This window comes from Stappia sp. ABD4_338 (assembly GCF_056312175.1).
Window position 1 is genome coordinate 1,802,997 of record NZ_CM149982.1, and the last position, 11,944, is coordinate 1,814,940.

An 11,944-nucleotide genomic window follows, 5' to 3' on the forward strand; every position below is an offset into this window, starting at 1 on the left:
CCATGCCGATCAAGATCCTGATGCCGGCCCTCTCGCCGACGATGGAAGAGGGCAATCTGGCCAAGTGGCTGGTCAAGGAAGGCGACAGTGTCTCCTCCGGTGACGTGATCGCCGAGATCGAGACCGACAAGGCGACCATGGAAGTGGAAGCCGTCGACGAAGGCACCGTTGGCAAGATCCTCGTGGAGGCCGGCGCCCAGGGCGTGAAGGTCAACGAGGTCATCGCGCTGCTGCTGGAAGAGGGCGAGGACGCCTCGGCGCTCGAAGGCGTCGGCAACGACAACGGCGGGCCCAAGGCCTCCGGAAGCGAGGCGTCGTCCGGCAAGGACGAGGCTCCCGCGACGGCGTTCGAGGACAAGCCGGCCGCCGATCGGGGGCCGGTCGCCTCCGGCGAGGAGCCGGCCAAGGCCCCGCCGCCGCCATCGACGAAGGAGGGCGGGCGCATCTTCGCCTCGCCGCTCGCGCGCCGTCTTGCCGCCGAGGGCGGGCTGGACCTTGCCGCGATGACGGGCTCCGGCCCGCACGGACGCATCGTCAAGCGCGATGTGGACGAGGCTCTGAAATCGGGCACCGCGCGCAAGGGCGCGGAGGCTCCGAAGGCGGACAAGGCCGCCGCCGAGGCACCGAAGGCCGCGGCGCCCGCCGGCATGTCGGATTCCCAGGTGCTGAAGCTGTTCGAGGAAGGCTCCTACGAGGTCGTGCCGCATGACAACATGCGCAAGACCATCGCCAAGCGGCTGACCGAGTCCAAGCAGACCGTGCCGCACTTCTACCTGACGGTGGATTGCGAGCTCGACGCGCTGCTGGCGCTGCGTGCCCAGCTCAACGCCTCCGCGCCGAAGGACAAGGACGGCAAGCCGGCCTACAAGCTTTCGGTCAACGACATGGTCATCAAGGCCCAGGCGCTGGCGCTGCGCGACATCCCGATGGCCAACGCGAGCTGGACCGACGGCGGAATGCTCGTCCACAAGCATGCGGACGTGGGCGTCGCGGTCGCCATCGACGGCGGCCTGATCACGCCGATCATCCGCCGTGCGGAGGAGAAGACGCTCTCCGCCATCTCCAACGAGATGAAGGATCTGGCGGCCCGGGCGCGCACGCGCAAGCTGCAGCCGCAGGAGTATCAGGGCGGAACCACCTCCGTATCGAACCTCGGCATGTTCGGCATCAAGGACTTCTGCGCGGTGATCAACCCGCCGCACGCCACGATCCTGGCGGTCGGCGCGGGTGAGAAGCGCGCGGTCGTGAAGAACGACGAACTGGCAATCGCTACCGTCATGTCGGTGACGCTGTCGACCGACCACCGGGCCGTCGACGGCGCGCTCGGCGCGGAACTCGTCGCCGCCTTCAAGCAGTACATCGAAAACCCGATGTCCATGCTGGTCTGAGCCATCGCGGCGGCCGGGAGACCGGCCGCCGTTTGCTCTTCAGGTGCCTGATTTCACGGACGGCAGACGGCGCGTCACGACGCTCGCGCCCGTCGTTCGAGCTGGAGGATTTTTCATGAGCGGCACGTCCTACGACGTCATCATCATCGGCTCGGGCCCGGGCGGCTACGTCACCGCGATCCGCGCGGCGCAGCTCGGTCTCAAGACGGCCATCGTCGAACGGGAGCATCTCGGCGGCATCTGCCTCAACTGGGGCTGCATCCCGACCAAGGCGCTGCTGCGCTCGGCGGAGATCCTCGACCACGCCAATCACGCCAAGAGCTTCGGCCTGAAGCTCGAGGGCAAGATGACGGCGGACGTGAAGGATGTGGTCGCCCGCTCGCGCGGCGTCTCCGCGCGCCTCAACGGCGGCGTCGGCTTCCTCATGAAGAAGAACAAGATCGACGTGATCTGGGGCGAGGCGAAGCTGACGAAGCCCGGCGAGGTCAAGGTGGGCAAGTCGTCCAAGCCGGTCGTCGAGCCGCAGAACCCGGTCCCCAAGGGCGTGAAGGGCGAGGGCACCTACACGGCGAAGCACGTGATCGTCGCCACCGGCGCCCGTCCGCGCGCGCTGCCGGGCATCGAGCCCGACGGCAAGCTGATCTGGACCTATTTCGAGGCGATGAAGCCGGACACGCTGCCCAAGTCGCTGCTGGTCATGGGCTCGGGCGCCATCGGCATCGAGTTCGCGTCCTTCTATCGCTCCATGGGTGTCGATGTGACCGTCGTGGAGCTGATGCCGCAGATCATGCCGGTTGAGGACGCGGAAATCTCCGCGCTTGCCCGCAAGCAGCTCGAGAAGCGCGGCCTCAAGATCATCACCGAGGCGAAGGTCTCCAAGGTGGAAAAGGGCTCGAACTCGGTCACCGCCCATGTGGAGACCAAGGACGGCAAGGTGGAGAAGATCACCGCAGACCGCCTGATCTCGGCCGTCGGTGTCCAGGGCAACATCGAGGGGCTTGGCCTAGAGGACCTTGGCGTCAAGACCGACCGTGGCTGTGTCGTCATCGACGGCTACGGCAAGACCAATGTGCCGGGCGTCTATGCCATCGGCGACGTCGCCGGGCCGCCGATGCTCGCGCACAAGGCCGAGCATGAGGGCGTGATCTGCATCGAGAAGATCGCGGGCCTGCCGAACGTCCATCCGATGGACAAGGGCAAGATCCCGGGCTGTACCTATTGCAACCCGCAGGTCGCCTCCGTGGGGCTCACCGAGGCGAAGGCCAAGGAAGCCGGCCGTGACATCCGCGTCGGCCGCTACAACTTCAACGCCAACGGCAAGGCCATCGCGCTCGGCGAGGACCAGGGTCTGATCAAGACCATCTTCGACAAGAAGACGGGCGAGCTTCTGGGCGCGCACATGGTCGGCGCGGAGGTCACCGAGCTCATCCAGGGCTTCGTCGTCGCGATGAACCTGGAGACGACCGAGGAAGAGCTGATGCACACGATCTTCCCGCATCCGACCCTTTCGGAGATGATGAAGGAAAGCGTGCTCGACGCCTATGGACGGGTGCTCAACGCCTGATCAGGCTCATGCCGCGTGGGCACCGTCGTGCGGGTGTCGCACTTTCGGTGTCCCGTTGCGATCCTGTAAGATGCAAGTCAGGGGGCCGGGCACGGCTTCCCGACATCGAAAGTCAAGCTGGGGAATCGGGCAATGGACATCAAGAATATCGTCATCTGGTGCGTGATCGGCCTGATCGCCGGCTGGCTCGCAAGCCTGCTCATCGGCGGTGGCGGCCTGATCCGTTACGTCCTGACGGGTCTGATCGGAGCCTTCGTCGGCGGGTTCCTGTTCAACGCGGCCGGAATCAACGTCAACCTGGGCAACGCCTTCGTCAACCAGGTCGTGGTGTCGGCGGTCGGCGCGGTCATCGTCGTGCTGATTGCACGGGCGCTGGCCTGAGTTCCCGACGAAAGCGGCGAGGGCGCATCTTGCGCCCCGCGAAAGGACCGGTCACATGGGTTTCATTCTCTGGATCATCATCGGGCTGATTGCCGGTGCGGTCGCGCATCGGGTGCTGGACAGCCGGGGCGGATTTCTCGGCAGCCTGGTCGTCGGCCTCGTCGGTGCCCTGGTCGGTGGCTATCTGGCCGACATCCTGCGGCTGCACGTGACGGGCGGGTTCATCGACCAGCTTCTGGTGTCGACGCTCGGAGCGATCCTTTTCCTGTTCATCTGGCGCAAGATCAGAAGCTGAGGCGGTGAACGGTTTGAGCGAGACGATTTCCGACTATCCGGTCGTCAGCCACGACAAGGTCCGCTATGGCGACACGGATCGCCAGGGGCATGTGAACAATGCCGTCTTCTCCACCTTCCTGGAGACCGGGCGGGTGGAGCTGCTGCATACGAAGATCGGCGACCTGGCGGACACCGGATGCGCCTTCGTGATCGTGCGGCTGGAGCTGGATTTCATCTCCGAGCTCCTGTGGCCGGGAACGGTGGAGATCGGCACGCGCGTCGTGAAGGTCGGCAACAGTTCGGCGACACTCGAGCAGGCGGTGTTTCAGCAGGGACGCAAGGCGGCGGCCGCCGTTACGGTCATCGTGCAGATGGACGATGTCAGCCGAAAGGCGCGGCCCTTGTCGCACGACGCGCGCGAAAGACTGATGTCTCTGGTGCGCCCTGCGGAAATCGCATAGGCGTCAGGCACGGCACGCGCTTGACGAAGCGCGAGAAGAAGGACAAGTGAGAGGTATGGTTACGCTCCTCGACACGATCTCGAACAAGCCCGACGCCGCGGCGCGCCCGCGCCACCCGGAAAAGGCCCACCGTCCGGACAATCCGATCCAGCGCAAACCGGCGTGGATCCGGGTCAAGGCGCCGACGTCTCCGGTCTATCGCGAGACGCAGGATGTGGTGCGCTCCAACAACCTCGTCACCGTGTGCGAGGAGGCGGGCTGTCCCAACATCGGCGAGTGCTGGTCGAAGAAGCATGCCAGCTTCATGATCCTCGGAGACACCTGCACCCGCGCCTGCGCCTTCTGCAACGTGCGCACGGGCATGCCGGGGCCGGTGGACGAGAAGGAGCCCGTCGGCGTTGCCGAGGCCGTGGCGACCATGGGGCTGGAGCATGTGGTCATCACCTCGGTCGACCGCGACGATCTGGACGATGGCGGCGCCACGCATTTCGCCAATGTGATCCGCGAAATCCGCAAGCGGGCGCCGAAGACCACGGTCGAGGTTCTTACTCCCGACTTCCTCAGGAAGCCGGGCGCGCTTGAGATCGTGGTTGATGCCAAGCCCGACGTCTTCAATCACAACCTGGAGACCGTGCCGTCGAAATACCTGACGGTGCGTCCGGGCGCGCGCTACTTCCATTCCATCCGCATCCTGCAGCGCGTGAAGGAACTGGACCCGACCATGTTCACCAAGTCGGGAATCATGGTCGGCCTCGGCGAGGAGCGCAACGAGGTGCTCCAGCTCATGGACGACCTGCGGACCGCCGACGTCGATTTCCTGACCATCGGCCAGTATCTGCAGCCCAGCTCCAAGCACCATGCGGTCGCGCGTTTCGTGACGCCGGACGAGTTCAAGGCCTACGAGAAGATCGCCTATGCCAAGGGGTTCCTCAAGGTTTCGGCGAGCCCGCTGACCCGTTCGTCGCATCACGCCGGCGAGGACTTCGCGGAGCTCAAGGCCAATCGCGAGAAGCGTCGCATGGCCGAGGCCGCCGTCTGACACGTTTGGACGCGTTCATCGTCGCGTCCCGGCCATGGCCGGGGCGGGTTGATCTTTCGCATCCCACCGCCTAATTGGCTGCCCATGCCCCAGTTCGAGACTCGCCATATCGTTCAGCACACACCCGGTCGCATGTTCGACCTCGTGGCGGATGTTGAGCGATACCCGGAATTCGTGCCGCTGTGCGAGGCGCTGCATGTGCGCGGCCGCCGCGACAATGACGACGGCACCTCCGTGCTCGTCGCCGACATGACCGTGGCCTACAAGCTGTTCCGGGAGACCTTCACCAGCCGGGTGACGCTGCTGCCCGAGCGTGGCGAGATTCTGGTCGAGTATCTCGATGGCCCGTTCCGGCATCTGGAGAACAGGTGGACCTTTCGCCCGCGCGGCGAGGACGCCTGCGAGGTCGGTTTCTACATCAATTACGAATTCAAGAGCCGCACGCTGTCGACGCTCATGTCGGCCATGTTCGACCGGGCGTTCCGCAAGTTCTCGACCGCGTTCGAGGAACGGGCGGACCATGTCTATGGAGCGGCGTGAAGGAACGCGCGGGCGTGACGCTCAGCGCGCGTGGTAGGACGATGACGTCTTGCCGGAATTCTTGTAGCCGGAAAACGCCTTGCTGATGTGCTTGAACCGCTCGGCGCGGTTGAGCGCCATGTCGCTCGCGCGCATCACCTCGTAGTCCTTCTTGTCCTTGATGCCGATGTCGGCGAGCGTGACCTGCTCCGCCGGATCGCGGCACACCTCGACCCAGCCCTTGCCCACATTGTACTCGAGCTGGACGGAGCGGCCCTCGTCGGCCTCGTAGCTCATCCAGGCAACGGTCGCGGTGCGCACGAAGTAGGGGCGACCGCAGAGGATCACCTCGTGCAGGTTGGCACCCGTGCTGTCGTAGAGGCGATGACTTGCGTGAAACCGTCCGTCCGACTTGCGCGAGATGACATACATCTCCTCGGCCGAAGCGGCGGCCGGCAAGGCGGTTGCGAAGACAAGCGCGGCAACAAGGAAACGCATTACGAATACCCCTTCGAAGGTATCATCGGCGGTTCCCTCGAAAAGATCAATCCTTCTGCAGGACAACCCTTTCTTGCGGTGAATCCCGGCCTTTAGCGATCCATCAAATTTGAAAGACCAGCGAAAGCAATGGCTACGGTCGCAAGCCTGATGCCGCTTCTTCCAAGCTCAGGGTCGAAGCGCTCCTCGAGATGATGTACCTCGCCACCACGGCGCGCAAAGCCGAAGTGCACCAGGCCGACGGGCTTTTCCCGCGAGCCGCCGCCTGGCCCCGCGACCCCTGTGACGGCGACGGCCAGATCGGCCCGCGATGCGGCAAGCGCGCCCTCGACCATGGCCAGCGCAACCTCGCGGCTGACCGCGCCGTGCGCTTCGATCAGTTCGGCCGGAACGCCGATCATCTCGGTCTTGGCCTCGTTCGAATAGGTGACGAAGCCCCGATCAACCACCGCCGAGGAGCCCGGGACCTCGGTCAGGAGCGCGGCGATGAGCCCGCCGGTGCAGGATTCGGCGGTCGCGATCTTCAGGCCGAACCCGCTCGCGCGCTCGATCACCCGTGCGGCCGGATCGAAGAGGGGGGCGAGATCGGTCATGAGGCCTCCGGGTCGGTATCTTCCAGTGACAGTGGCAGCGCGACCGTGGCCGTTGCAAGGGCCGCGATGCCTTCCCCCCGGCCGGTGAAGCCTAGCTTCTCCGACGTCGTCGCCTTCACGGACACGCGGTCGAGCGGAAGCCCGGCGATCCGCGCGATGGACGCGCGCATGGTCTCGCGGTGCGGTCCGATCTTGGGATGCTCACACACGATGGTGGCGTCCAGGTGCCGGATGCGTCCGCCCCGCTCCGCGACGCGCTCCACGGCAAAGCGCAGGAACCGGTCGGATGTGGCCTTGTGCCACTCCGCCTCGCCCGGCGGAAAATGATGACCGATGTCGCCGTCGCAGATCGTCGCGAGCACCGCGTCGGTGAGCGCGTGCAGCACGACATCGGCATCCGAATGTCCCTTGAGGGCGTGATCGTGGTCGATGCGAATGCCGCCGAGCATGACATGATCGCCCGGCTCGAAGGCGTGAACGTCATAGGCGGTGGCGGTGCGGATGTCGCCGAGGCTCGCGAGGGCCTCGAGCATCCTGAGGCGTTCATCGGCCTGCATCAGGTCCTCTCCCGTGGTGATCTTGATGTTGGCCGGATCTCCCGGCACGAGGGCGACCGTCAGGCCGGCCCACTGGGCGACCGAGGCATCGTCGGTCAGCTCGGCGACTCCCGAGGCGGCGGCGGCCTCATGCGCGGAGAGGATGGACGCGAAGTCGAAGCTCTGGGGGGTCTGCGCGCCATAGAGCCCGGCACGATCCACCGTCGTTGCCACATTGGCGCCGGTCTCGTCGGCCTTCTTGAGCGTGTCCGAGACGGGCAGGGCGGCAAGGACGGCGCGCTGGCCCTGGCCGAGCGTCTCGAGGGCCGCCGCGACGATGGCCGGTGTCAGGAAAGGCCGGGCGGCGTCATGCACGAGCACGTGACGCGGAGCCGTGACCGCGAGCGCGCGAAGGCCAAGCAGAACCGAGCGTTGTCGCGTCTCTCCGCCATGAGCCGGGGGCAGAAGCGCGTAGGACGGCGTGAGACCGGCGATCGCATCGTGATAGAGGGCTTCGTCATCGGGATGAATAACGACCATGACACGGTCGATGCCCGGGCACCGGTCGATCGCTTCCAGGGTGCGCCGCAAAACGGTGCGCCCCGCGAGCGGGCGATACTGCTTTGGCGCACCATCTCCGCCGACACGCGATCCGCGGCCGGCCGCGACGACGAGAAACGCGTTGCCCTCAGGCTGCGGGCCATCCTGGGATGGGGGAACGGTCGGTCGGTCGGCGGCCATGAGGTGTCGGTCGGTGTTCTGTGTCCTTGGCGCCTGCGGCGCGGTCGAATGCCCGCTGGGGGCGCGCGGAAAACGGAATCGTCAAAGCCTTCCGCACACGAAGATCTCCCCGATGGCGGCACGATGTCCATCTGCGGGTTTTGTCGGTTTCCTCCCGCGTCCACAAGAGCTAAGTGCAAGGCGATAATTTCGCCCTTGCGACAAATGCGCCTTTGACTATTATCTAGGCAAATCAGGAAATGCACACCAGATGAGCAAAATGAACCAGGGCGAGGCAGGCAGGGCGAGCGTGATCGGGACCGTCGCGGTCCCGAACCGTGCGTTCCTTGCTCCCATGTCCGGGGTCACGAATGTTCCCTTCCGCCGGCTTGCACATCGCTTCGGCGCGGGCCTCGTCGTTTCGGAGATGGTGGCCTGCGAGCAGCTTGCCGAGGGCGATCCCGACACGCACTTGCGCAGCGAGGGAATCGATGGTGCTCCGCATGTGGTCCAGCTTGCCGGGCGCGAGGCGCACTGGATGGCGGAGGGGGCCCGCATCGCGGTCGACGCCGGCGCCGACATCATCGACATCAACATGGGATGCCCCGCCAAGCGCGTGACGACGGGGTACTCGGGCTCGGCGCTGATGCGCGACCTCGATCACGCGCTGACGCTGATAGACGCGACGCTGGAGGCATCGCGCGTTCCGGTGACGCTGAAAATGCGGCTCGGCTGGGACGAGCGCAGCCTGAATGCGCCGGAGCTCGCCGAGCGGGCGCAGGCGGCGGGCGTGTCCATGGTCACGGTGCACGGACGCACGCGTTGCCAGTTCTACAAGGGGCGCGCGGACTGGGATGCCATCGCCGCCGTGCGCGAGCGGCTGACGATTCCGCTGGTCGCCAATGGCGACTGCGCGGGAGCGGATGACGCGCGCGAGATGATGGCGCGCTCGGGCGCGGACGCGGTGATGATCGGACGGGCGGCCTACGGTCGACCGTGGCTCGTCGGACAGATCGGCGCGGCCCTTGCCGGGCGCGAGGTCATGGCGACGCCCCGTGGAGCTGCGCTTGGCGACATCGTCTGCGAGCACGTCGAAATGATGCTCGAACACTATGGATCCGCGCGCGGCCTGCTTCTGGCGCGCAAGCATATTGCCTGGTCGCTGGATGCGGCGACCGAGGACGGAGCGGAGCCCATGCCCGCCGACATGCGGAAGGCGCTTCTCACATCCCGGGATGCCGGGGCCGTGATTGCCGGGCTGTCGCAGTGGTTCTCCGGCGCGGGCGAAACCGTAACAAGCGTCGGGGAGGCGGCATGAGCGACACGGTCGGGACAGAGGGCGTGCGGGACACGCAGACAGGCGAGGGGGCAAGTGGCGGAGCCACCACACAGGTGCTCGACGCACTGCCCCATCCCGTCATTCTGGTCGACGACAAGGGGTGCATCGCGGAAGCGAACATGGCTGCGGAAAGCTTCTTCCGGGCCAGCGCGCCGGTGATGCGGCGCCATCCGGTCTCCCATTTCGTGCCCTTCGGGAGCCCCCTTCTGCTGCTTGTCCAGCAGGTGCGGGAGCGTGGCGCCCCCGTCAATGAATACAAGGTCGACATCAGTTCCCCGCGCATCGGCGCGGAGAAGATCGTCGACATCATCGCGGCCCCCGTCGCTGACCGGCCGGGCGCTGTTGTCCTCATGCTGCAGGAGCGCGGCATGGCGGAAAAGATCGACCGTCAGCTCACCTCGCGCGGCGCGGCGCGGACGGTTTCCGGTCTCGCCCACATGCTGGCCCACGAGATCAAGAACCCGCTGTCGGGCATTCGCGGCGCGGCTCAGCTTCTGGAGGGCTCCGCCGCCGAGGAGGACCGCCCGCTCACCCGGCTCATCATGGACGAGACCGACCGGATCGTGAAACTTGTTGACCGCATGGAGGTCTTCTCCGACGAGCGCCCCGTGGAACGCGAGCCGGTGAACATCCACGTGGTGCTGGACCACGTGCAGCGGCTCGCGCAATCGGGTTTTGCGCGCAACACGCCCATCAGCGTCGATTACGACCCGTCACTGCCGCTGGTCTACGCCAACCGCGACCAGCTCGTGCAGGTGTTTCTCAATCTGGTGAAGAATGCCTGCGAGGCGGTGTCCGACCAGCAGGGCGGCGAGATCACGCTCACCACCGCGTATCGGCCGGGCATTCGCCTTTCCGTGCCGGGGTCATCCGAGAAGGTGAGCCTGCCGCTCGAATTCTGCGTTCGCGACAACGGCCCCGGCGTGCCCGAGGACCTGTTGCCGCATCTCTTCGATCCCTTCGTCACCACCAAGTCCAACGGCTCGGGACTGGGACTTGCGCTGGTGGCCAAGATCATCGGCGACCATGGCGGCGTCATCGAATGCGACAGCCAGGCCGGCCGAACCTCCTTCCGCATCCTGATGCCAGCCTATTCCGAGCACGACGACACCTGAGACCGGGAAACCGCTACCCATGCCCACCGGGACGATTCTTGTTGCCGATGACGACGCCGCCATCCGCACGGTTCTGAACCAGGCGCTTTCGCGCGCAGGCTACACCGTGCGCCTCACCTCCAACGCCACGACGCTGTGGCGCTGGGTCTCTTCCGGCGATGGCGACCTCGTCATCACCGACGTGATGATGCCGGACGAAAACGCCTTCGACGTCCTGCCGCGCATCAAGAAGATGCGCCCCGACCTGCCGGTCATCGTCATGAGCGCGCAAAACACGTTCATGACGGCGATCCGGGCCTCCGAGAAGGGGGCCTACGAATATCTGCCCAAGCCGTTCGACCTGAAGGAACTGACGGCCATCGTCGGCCGGGCGCTTTCGGAACCCAAGCGCCAGCGCGTCGAGAGCGAGCAGGAAGGGGGCGAGAACATTCCCCTTATCGGGCGCTCGCCGGCCATGCAGGAGATCTACCGTGTTCTCGCGCGGCTCATGCAGACCGACCTCTCGGTCATGATCAACGGCGAGTCGGGTACCGGCAAGGAACTCGTCGCCCGGGCGCTGCACGACTACGGCAAGCGCCGGAACGGCCCATTCGTTGCGATCAACATGGCCGCCATCCCGCGCGACCTCATCGAGGCGGAGCTCTTCGGCCACGAGAAGGGCGCCTTCACCGGCGCGCAGGCCCGCTCGGCGGGCCGTTTCGAGCAGGCGGATGGCGGAACCCTGTTTCTCGACGAAATCGGCGACATGCCGATGGAGGCACAGACACGGCTTCTGCGCGTGCTGCAGCAGGGCGAGTATACGACGGTGGGCGGACGCGTGCCGATTCGCACCGACGTGCGCATCGTGGCGGCAACCAACAAGGACCTGCGCCAACTCATCAATCAGGGGCTGTTTCGCGAGGATCTCTACTATCGGCTGAACGTGGTGCCGATCCGCCTCCCGCCGCTGCGCGAGCGCACGGAGGACATTCCCGACCTCGTGCGCCACTTCTTCGCCCTGGCGGAAAAGGAGGGCCTGCCGGGCAAGCAGATCGAGTCGGCCGCCATCGACCGCCTGCGTCGCTACCGCTGGCCGGGCAATGTGCGCGAGCTCGAGAATCTCGTGCGCCGGCTCTCCGCGCTCTATCCGCAGGACGTGATCTCCTCGGCGCTGATCGACGCCGAACTGAGCCAGCCAGTGGCCCAGGTGGACGAGGAGGACACCAGCAAGGTCGACCTGTCCGCCTCGGTGGAGCGCTATCTCCACAATTACTTCCAGGCGTTCGGCGATGCGCTGCCGCCTCCCGGGCTCTACCACCGCATTCTGCGGGAGGTGGAATACCCGCTGATCGGAGCCGCTCTCGCCGCGACGCGGGGCAACCAGATCAAGGCCGCGGAACTGCTTGGCGTGAATCGCAACACGCTGCGCAAGAAGATCCGCGACCTCGACGTTCAGGTGATCCGGCAGACGCGATAAGTACGACTGGCGGAAACCCGCCAGTCGGGCCCGTCGCGTCTCGCGTCGGGCTCCTTGCC

13 protein-coding genes are annotated in these 11,944 nt (G+C 66.0%); 10 read left to right on the plus strand and 3 right to left on the minus strand.

Annotated elements, in window-relative coordinates; genetic code table 11:
* Nucleotides 1–2 precede the first annotated feature (2 nt).
* The 7 genes from ACYX4S_RS08370 (at nucleotide 3) to ACYX4S_RS08400 (ending at nucleotide 5,649) form a co-directional block, all read left to right on the plus strand.
* Nucleotides 3–1,388 carry a pyruvate dehydrogenase complex dihydrolipoamide acetyltransferase gene (locus ACYX4S_RS08370; RefSeq protein WP_476362558.1) on the plus strand — a complete coding sequence of 462 codons (1,386 nt, stop codon included), beginning with the start codon at nucleotides 3–5 and terminating at the stop codon, nucleotides 1,386–1,388.
* A gap of 115 nt (nucleotides 1,389–1,503) precedes the next feature.
* The gene (gene lpdA, locus ACYX4S_RS08375) at nucleotides 1,504–2,952 is read left to right on the plus strand and encodes a dihydrolipoyl dehydrogenase (RefSeq protein WP_422068796.1); all 1,449 of its coding nucleotides are present in this window, start codon (nucleotides 1,504–1,506) and stop codon (nucleotides 2,950–2,952) included.
* Between the two features lie 132 nt (nucleotides 2,953–3,084).
* On the plus strand, nucleotides 3,085–3,333 hold the full coding sequence (locus tag ACYX4S_RS08380; protein ID WP_293724804.1) for a GlsB/YeaQ/YmgE family stress response membrane protein: 249 nt from the start codon (nucleotides 3,085–3,087) through the stop codon (nucleotides 3,331–3,333).
* A gap of 55 nt (nucleotides 3,334–3,388) precedes the next feature.
* A complete protein-coding gene (locus ACYX4S_RS08385) occupies nucleotides 3,389–3,628 on the plus strand; it encodes a GlsB/YeaQ/YmgE family stress response membrane protein (protein WP_476362559.1) in 240 nt (79 codons plus the stop codon).
* Nucleotides 3,629–3,632: 4 nt separating this feature from the next.
* Nucleotides 3,633–4,070, plus strand: coding sequence for an acyl-CoA thioesterase (locus tag ACYX4S_RS08390; RefSeq protein ID WP_476362560.1), 438 nt, complete (start codon nucleotides 3,633–3,635; stop codon nucleotides 4,068–4,070).
* A 55-nt stretch (nucleotides 4,071–4,125) separates the two neighbouring features.
* Nucleotides 4,126–5,109, plus strand: coding sequence for a lipoyl synthase (gene lipA, locus ACYX4S_RS08395; RefSeq protein ID WP_293724809.1), 984 nt, complete (start codon nucleotides 4,126–4,128; stop codon nucleotides 5,107–5,109).
* A gap of 84 nt (nucleotides 5,110–5,193) precedes the next feature.
* The gene (locus ACYX4S_RS08400) at nucleotides 5,194–5,649 is read left to right on the plus strand and encodes a type II toxin-antitoxin system RatA family toxin (protein ID WP_293724811.1); all 456 of its coding nucleotides are present in this window, start codon (nucleotides 5,194–5,196) and stop codon (nucleotides 5,647–5,649) included.
* 21 nt (nucleotides 5,650–5,670) lie between these two features.
* Here the strand turns inward: ACYX4S_RS08400 and ACYX4S_RS08405 are convergent, their stop codons facing one another.
* The 3 genes from ACYX4S_RS08405 to ACYX4S_RS08415 all read right to left on the minus strand — a co-directional run bounded on the left by ACYX4S_RS08405 (nucleotide 5,671) and on the right by ACYX4S_RS08415 (nucleotide 7,996).
* Nucleotides 5,671–6,126: a hypothetical protein gene (locus ACYX4S_RS08405; protein ID WP_476362561.1), complete on the minus strand. Its 456-nt coding sequence runs from the start codon at nucleotides 6,124–6,126 to the stop codon at nucleotides 5,671–5,673.
* A gap of 92 nt (nucleotides 6,127–6,218) precedes the next feature.
* Nucleotides 6,219–6,719, minus strand: coding sequence for a CinA family protein (locus tag ACYX4S_RS08410; RefSeq protein ID WP_476362562.1), 501 nt, complete (start codon nucleotides 6,717–6,719; stop codon nucleotides 6,219–6,221).
* Nucleotides 6,716–7,996 (minus strand): bifunctional 2-C-methyl-D-erythritol 4-phosphate cytidylyltransferase/2-C-methyl-D-erythritol 2,4-cyclodiphosphate synthase, encoded by a 1,281-nt coding sequence (locus ACYX4S_RS08415; RefSeq protein WP_476362563.1) that lies wholly within the window; start codon nucleotides 7,994–7,996, stop codon nucleotides 6,716–6,718. Before ACYX4S_RS08415 ends, ACYX4S_RS08410 begins: the two co-directional genes overlap by 4 nt.
* A gap of 259 nt (nucleotides 7,997–8,255) precedes the next feature.
* On the opposite strand from ACYX4S_RS08415, the gene dusB reads away from it, so the two are divergent.
* Genes dusB through ntrC form a run of 3 tightly spaced genes read left to right on the plus strand, consistent with a single transcriptional unit; the run spans nucleotide 8,256 to nucleotide 11,885 of the window.
* Nucleotides 8,256–9,293: a tRNA dihydrouridine synthase DusB gene (dusB, locus tag ACYX4S_RS08420; RefSeq protein ID WP_476362841.1), complete on the plus strand. Its 1,038-nt coding sequence runs from the start codon at nucleotides 8,256–8,258 to the stop codon at nucleotides 9,291–9,293.
* Nucleotides 9,290–10,429 (plus strand): two-component system sensor histidine kinase NtrB, encoded by a 1,140-nt coding sequence (locus ACYX4S_RS08425; protein WP_293724817.1) that lies wholly within the window; start codon nucleotides 9,290–9,292, stop codon nucleotides 10,427–10,429. Before dusB ends, ACYX4S_RS08425 begins: the two co-directional genes overlap by 4 nt.
* A 19-nt stretch (nucleotides 10,430–10,448) precedes the next feature.
* The gene (ntrC, locus tag ACYX4S_RS08430; RefSeq protein WP_293724819.1) at nucleotides 10,449–11,885 is read left to right on the plus strand and encodes a nitrogen regulation protein NR(I); all 1,437 of its coding nucleotides are present in this window, start codon (nucleotides 10,449–10,451) and stop codon (nucleotides 11,883–11,885) included.
* Nucleotides 11,886–11,944 lie beyond the last annotated feature (59 nt).

What these genes read in the sequence shown, in the direction of transcription:
- ACYX4S_RS08370 (WP_476362558.1), top strand. Translation starts at nt 3, where the DNA reads ATGCCGATCAAGATCCTGATGCCGGCCCTCTCGCCGACGATGGAAGAG.
- lpdA (WP_422068796.1), top strand. Translation starts at nt 1,504, where the DNA reads ATGAGCGGCACGTCCTACGACGTCATCATCATCGGCTCGGGCCCGGGC.
- ACYX4S_RS08380 (WP_293724804.1), top strand. Translation starts at nt 3,085, where the DNA reads ATGGACATCAAGAATATCGTCATCTGGTGCGTGATCGGCCTGATCGCC.
- ACYX4S_RS08385 (WP_476362559.1), top strand. Translation starts at nt 3,389, where the DNA reads ATGGGTTTCATTCTCTGGATCATCATCGGGCTGATTGCCGGTGCGGTC.
- lipA (WP_293724809.1), top strand. Translation starts at nt 4,126, where the DNA reads ATGGTTACGCTCCTCGACACGATCTCGAACAAGCCCGACGCCGCGGCG.
- ACYX4S_RS08400 (WP_293724811.1), top strand. Translation starts at nt 5,194, where the DNA reads ATGCCCCAGTTCGAGACTCGCCATATCGTTCAGCACACACCCGGTCGC.
- ACYX4S_RS08405 (WP_476362561.1), bottom strand. Translation starts at nt 6,126, where the DNA reads ATGCGTTTCCTTGTTGCCGCGCTTGTCTTCGCAACCGCCTTGCCGGCC.
- ACYX4S_RS08410 (WP_476362562.1), bottom strand. Translation starts at nt 6,719, where the DNA reads ATGACCGATCTCGCCCCCCTCTTCGATCCGGCCGCACGGGTGATCGAG.
- ACYX4S_RS08415 (WP_476362563.1), bottom strand. Translation starts at nt 7,996, where the DNA reads ATGGCCGCCGACCGACCGACCGTTCCCCCATCCCAGGATGGCCCGCAG.
- dusB (WP_476362841.1), top strand. Translation starts at nt 8,256, where the DNA reads ATGAACCAGGGCGAGGCAGGCAGGGCGAGCGTGATCGGGACCGTCGCG.
- ACYX4S_RS08425 (WP_293724817.1), top strand. Translation starts at nt 9,290, where the DNA reads ATGAGCGACACGGTCGGGACAGAGGGCGTGCGGGACACGCAGACAGGC.
- ntrC (WP_293724819.1), top strand. Translation starts at nt 10,449, where the DNA reads ATGCCCACCGGGACGATTCTTGTTGCCGATGACGACGCCGCCATCCGC.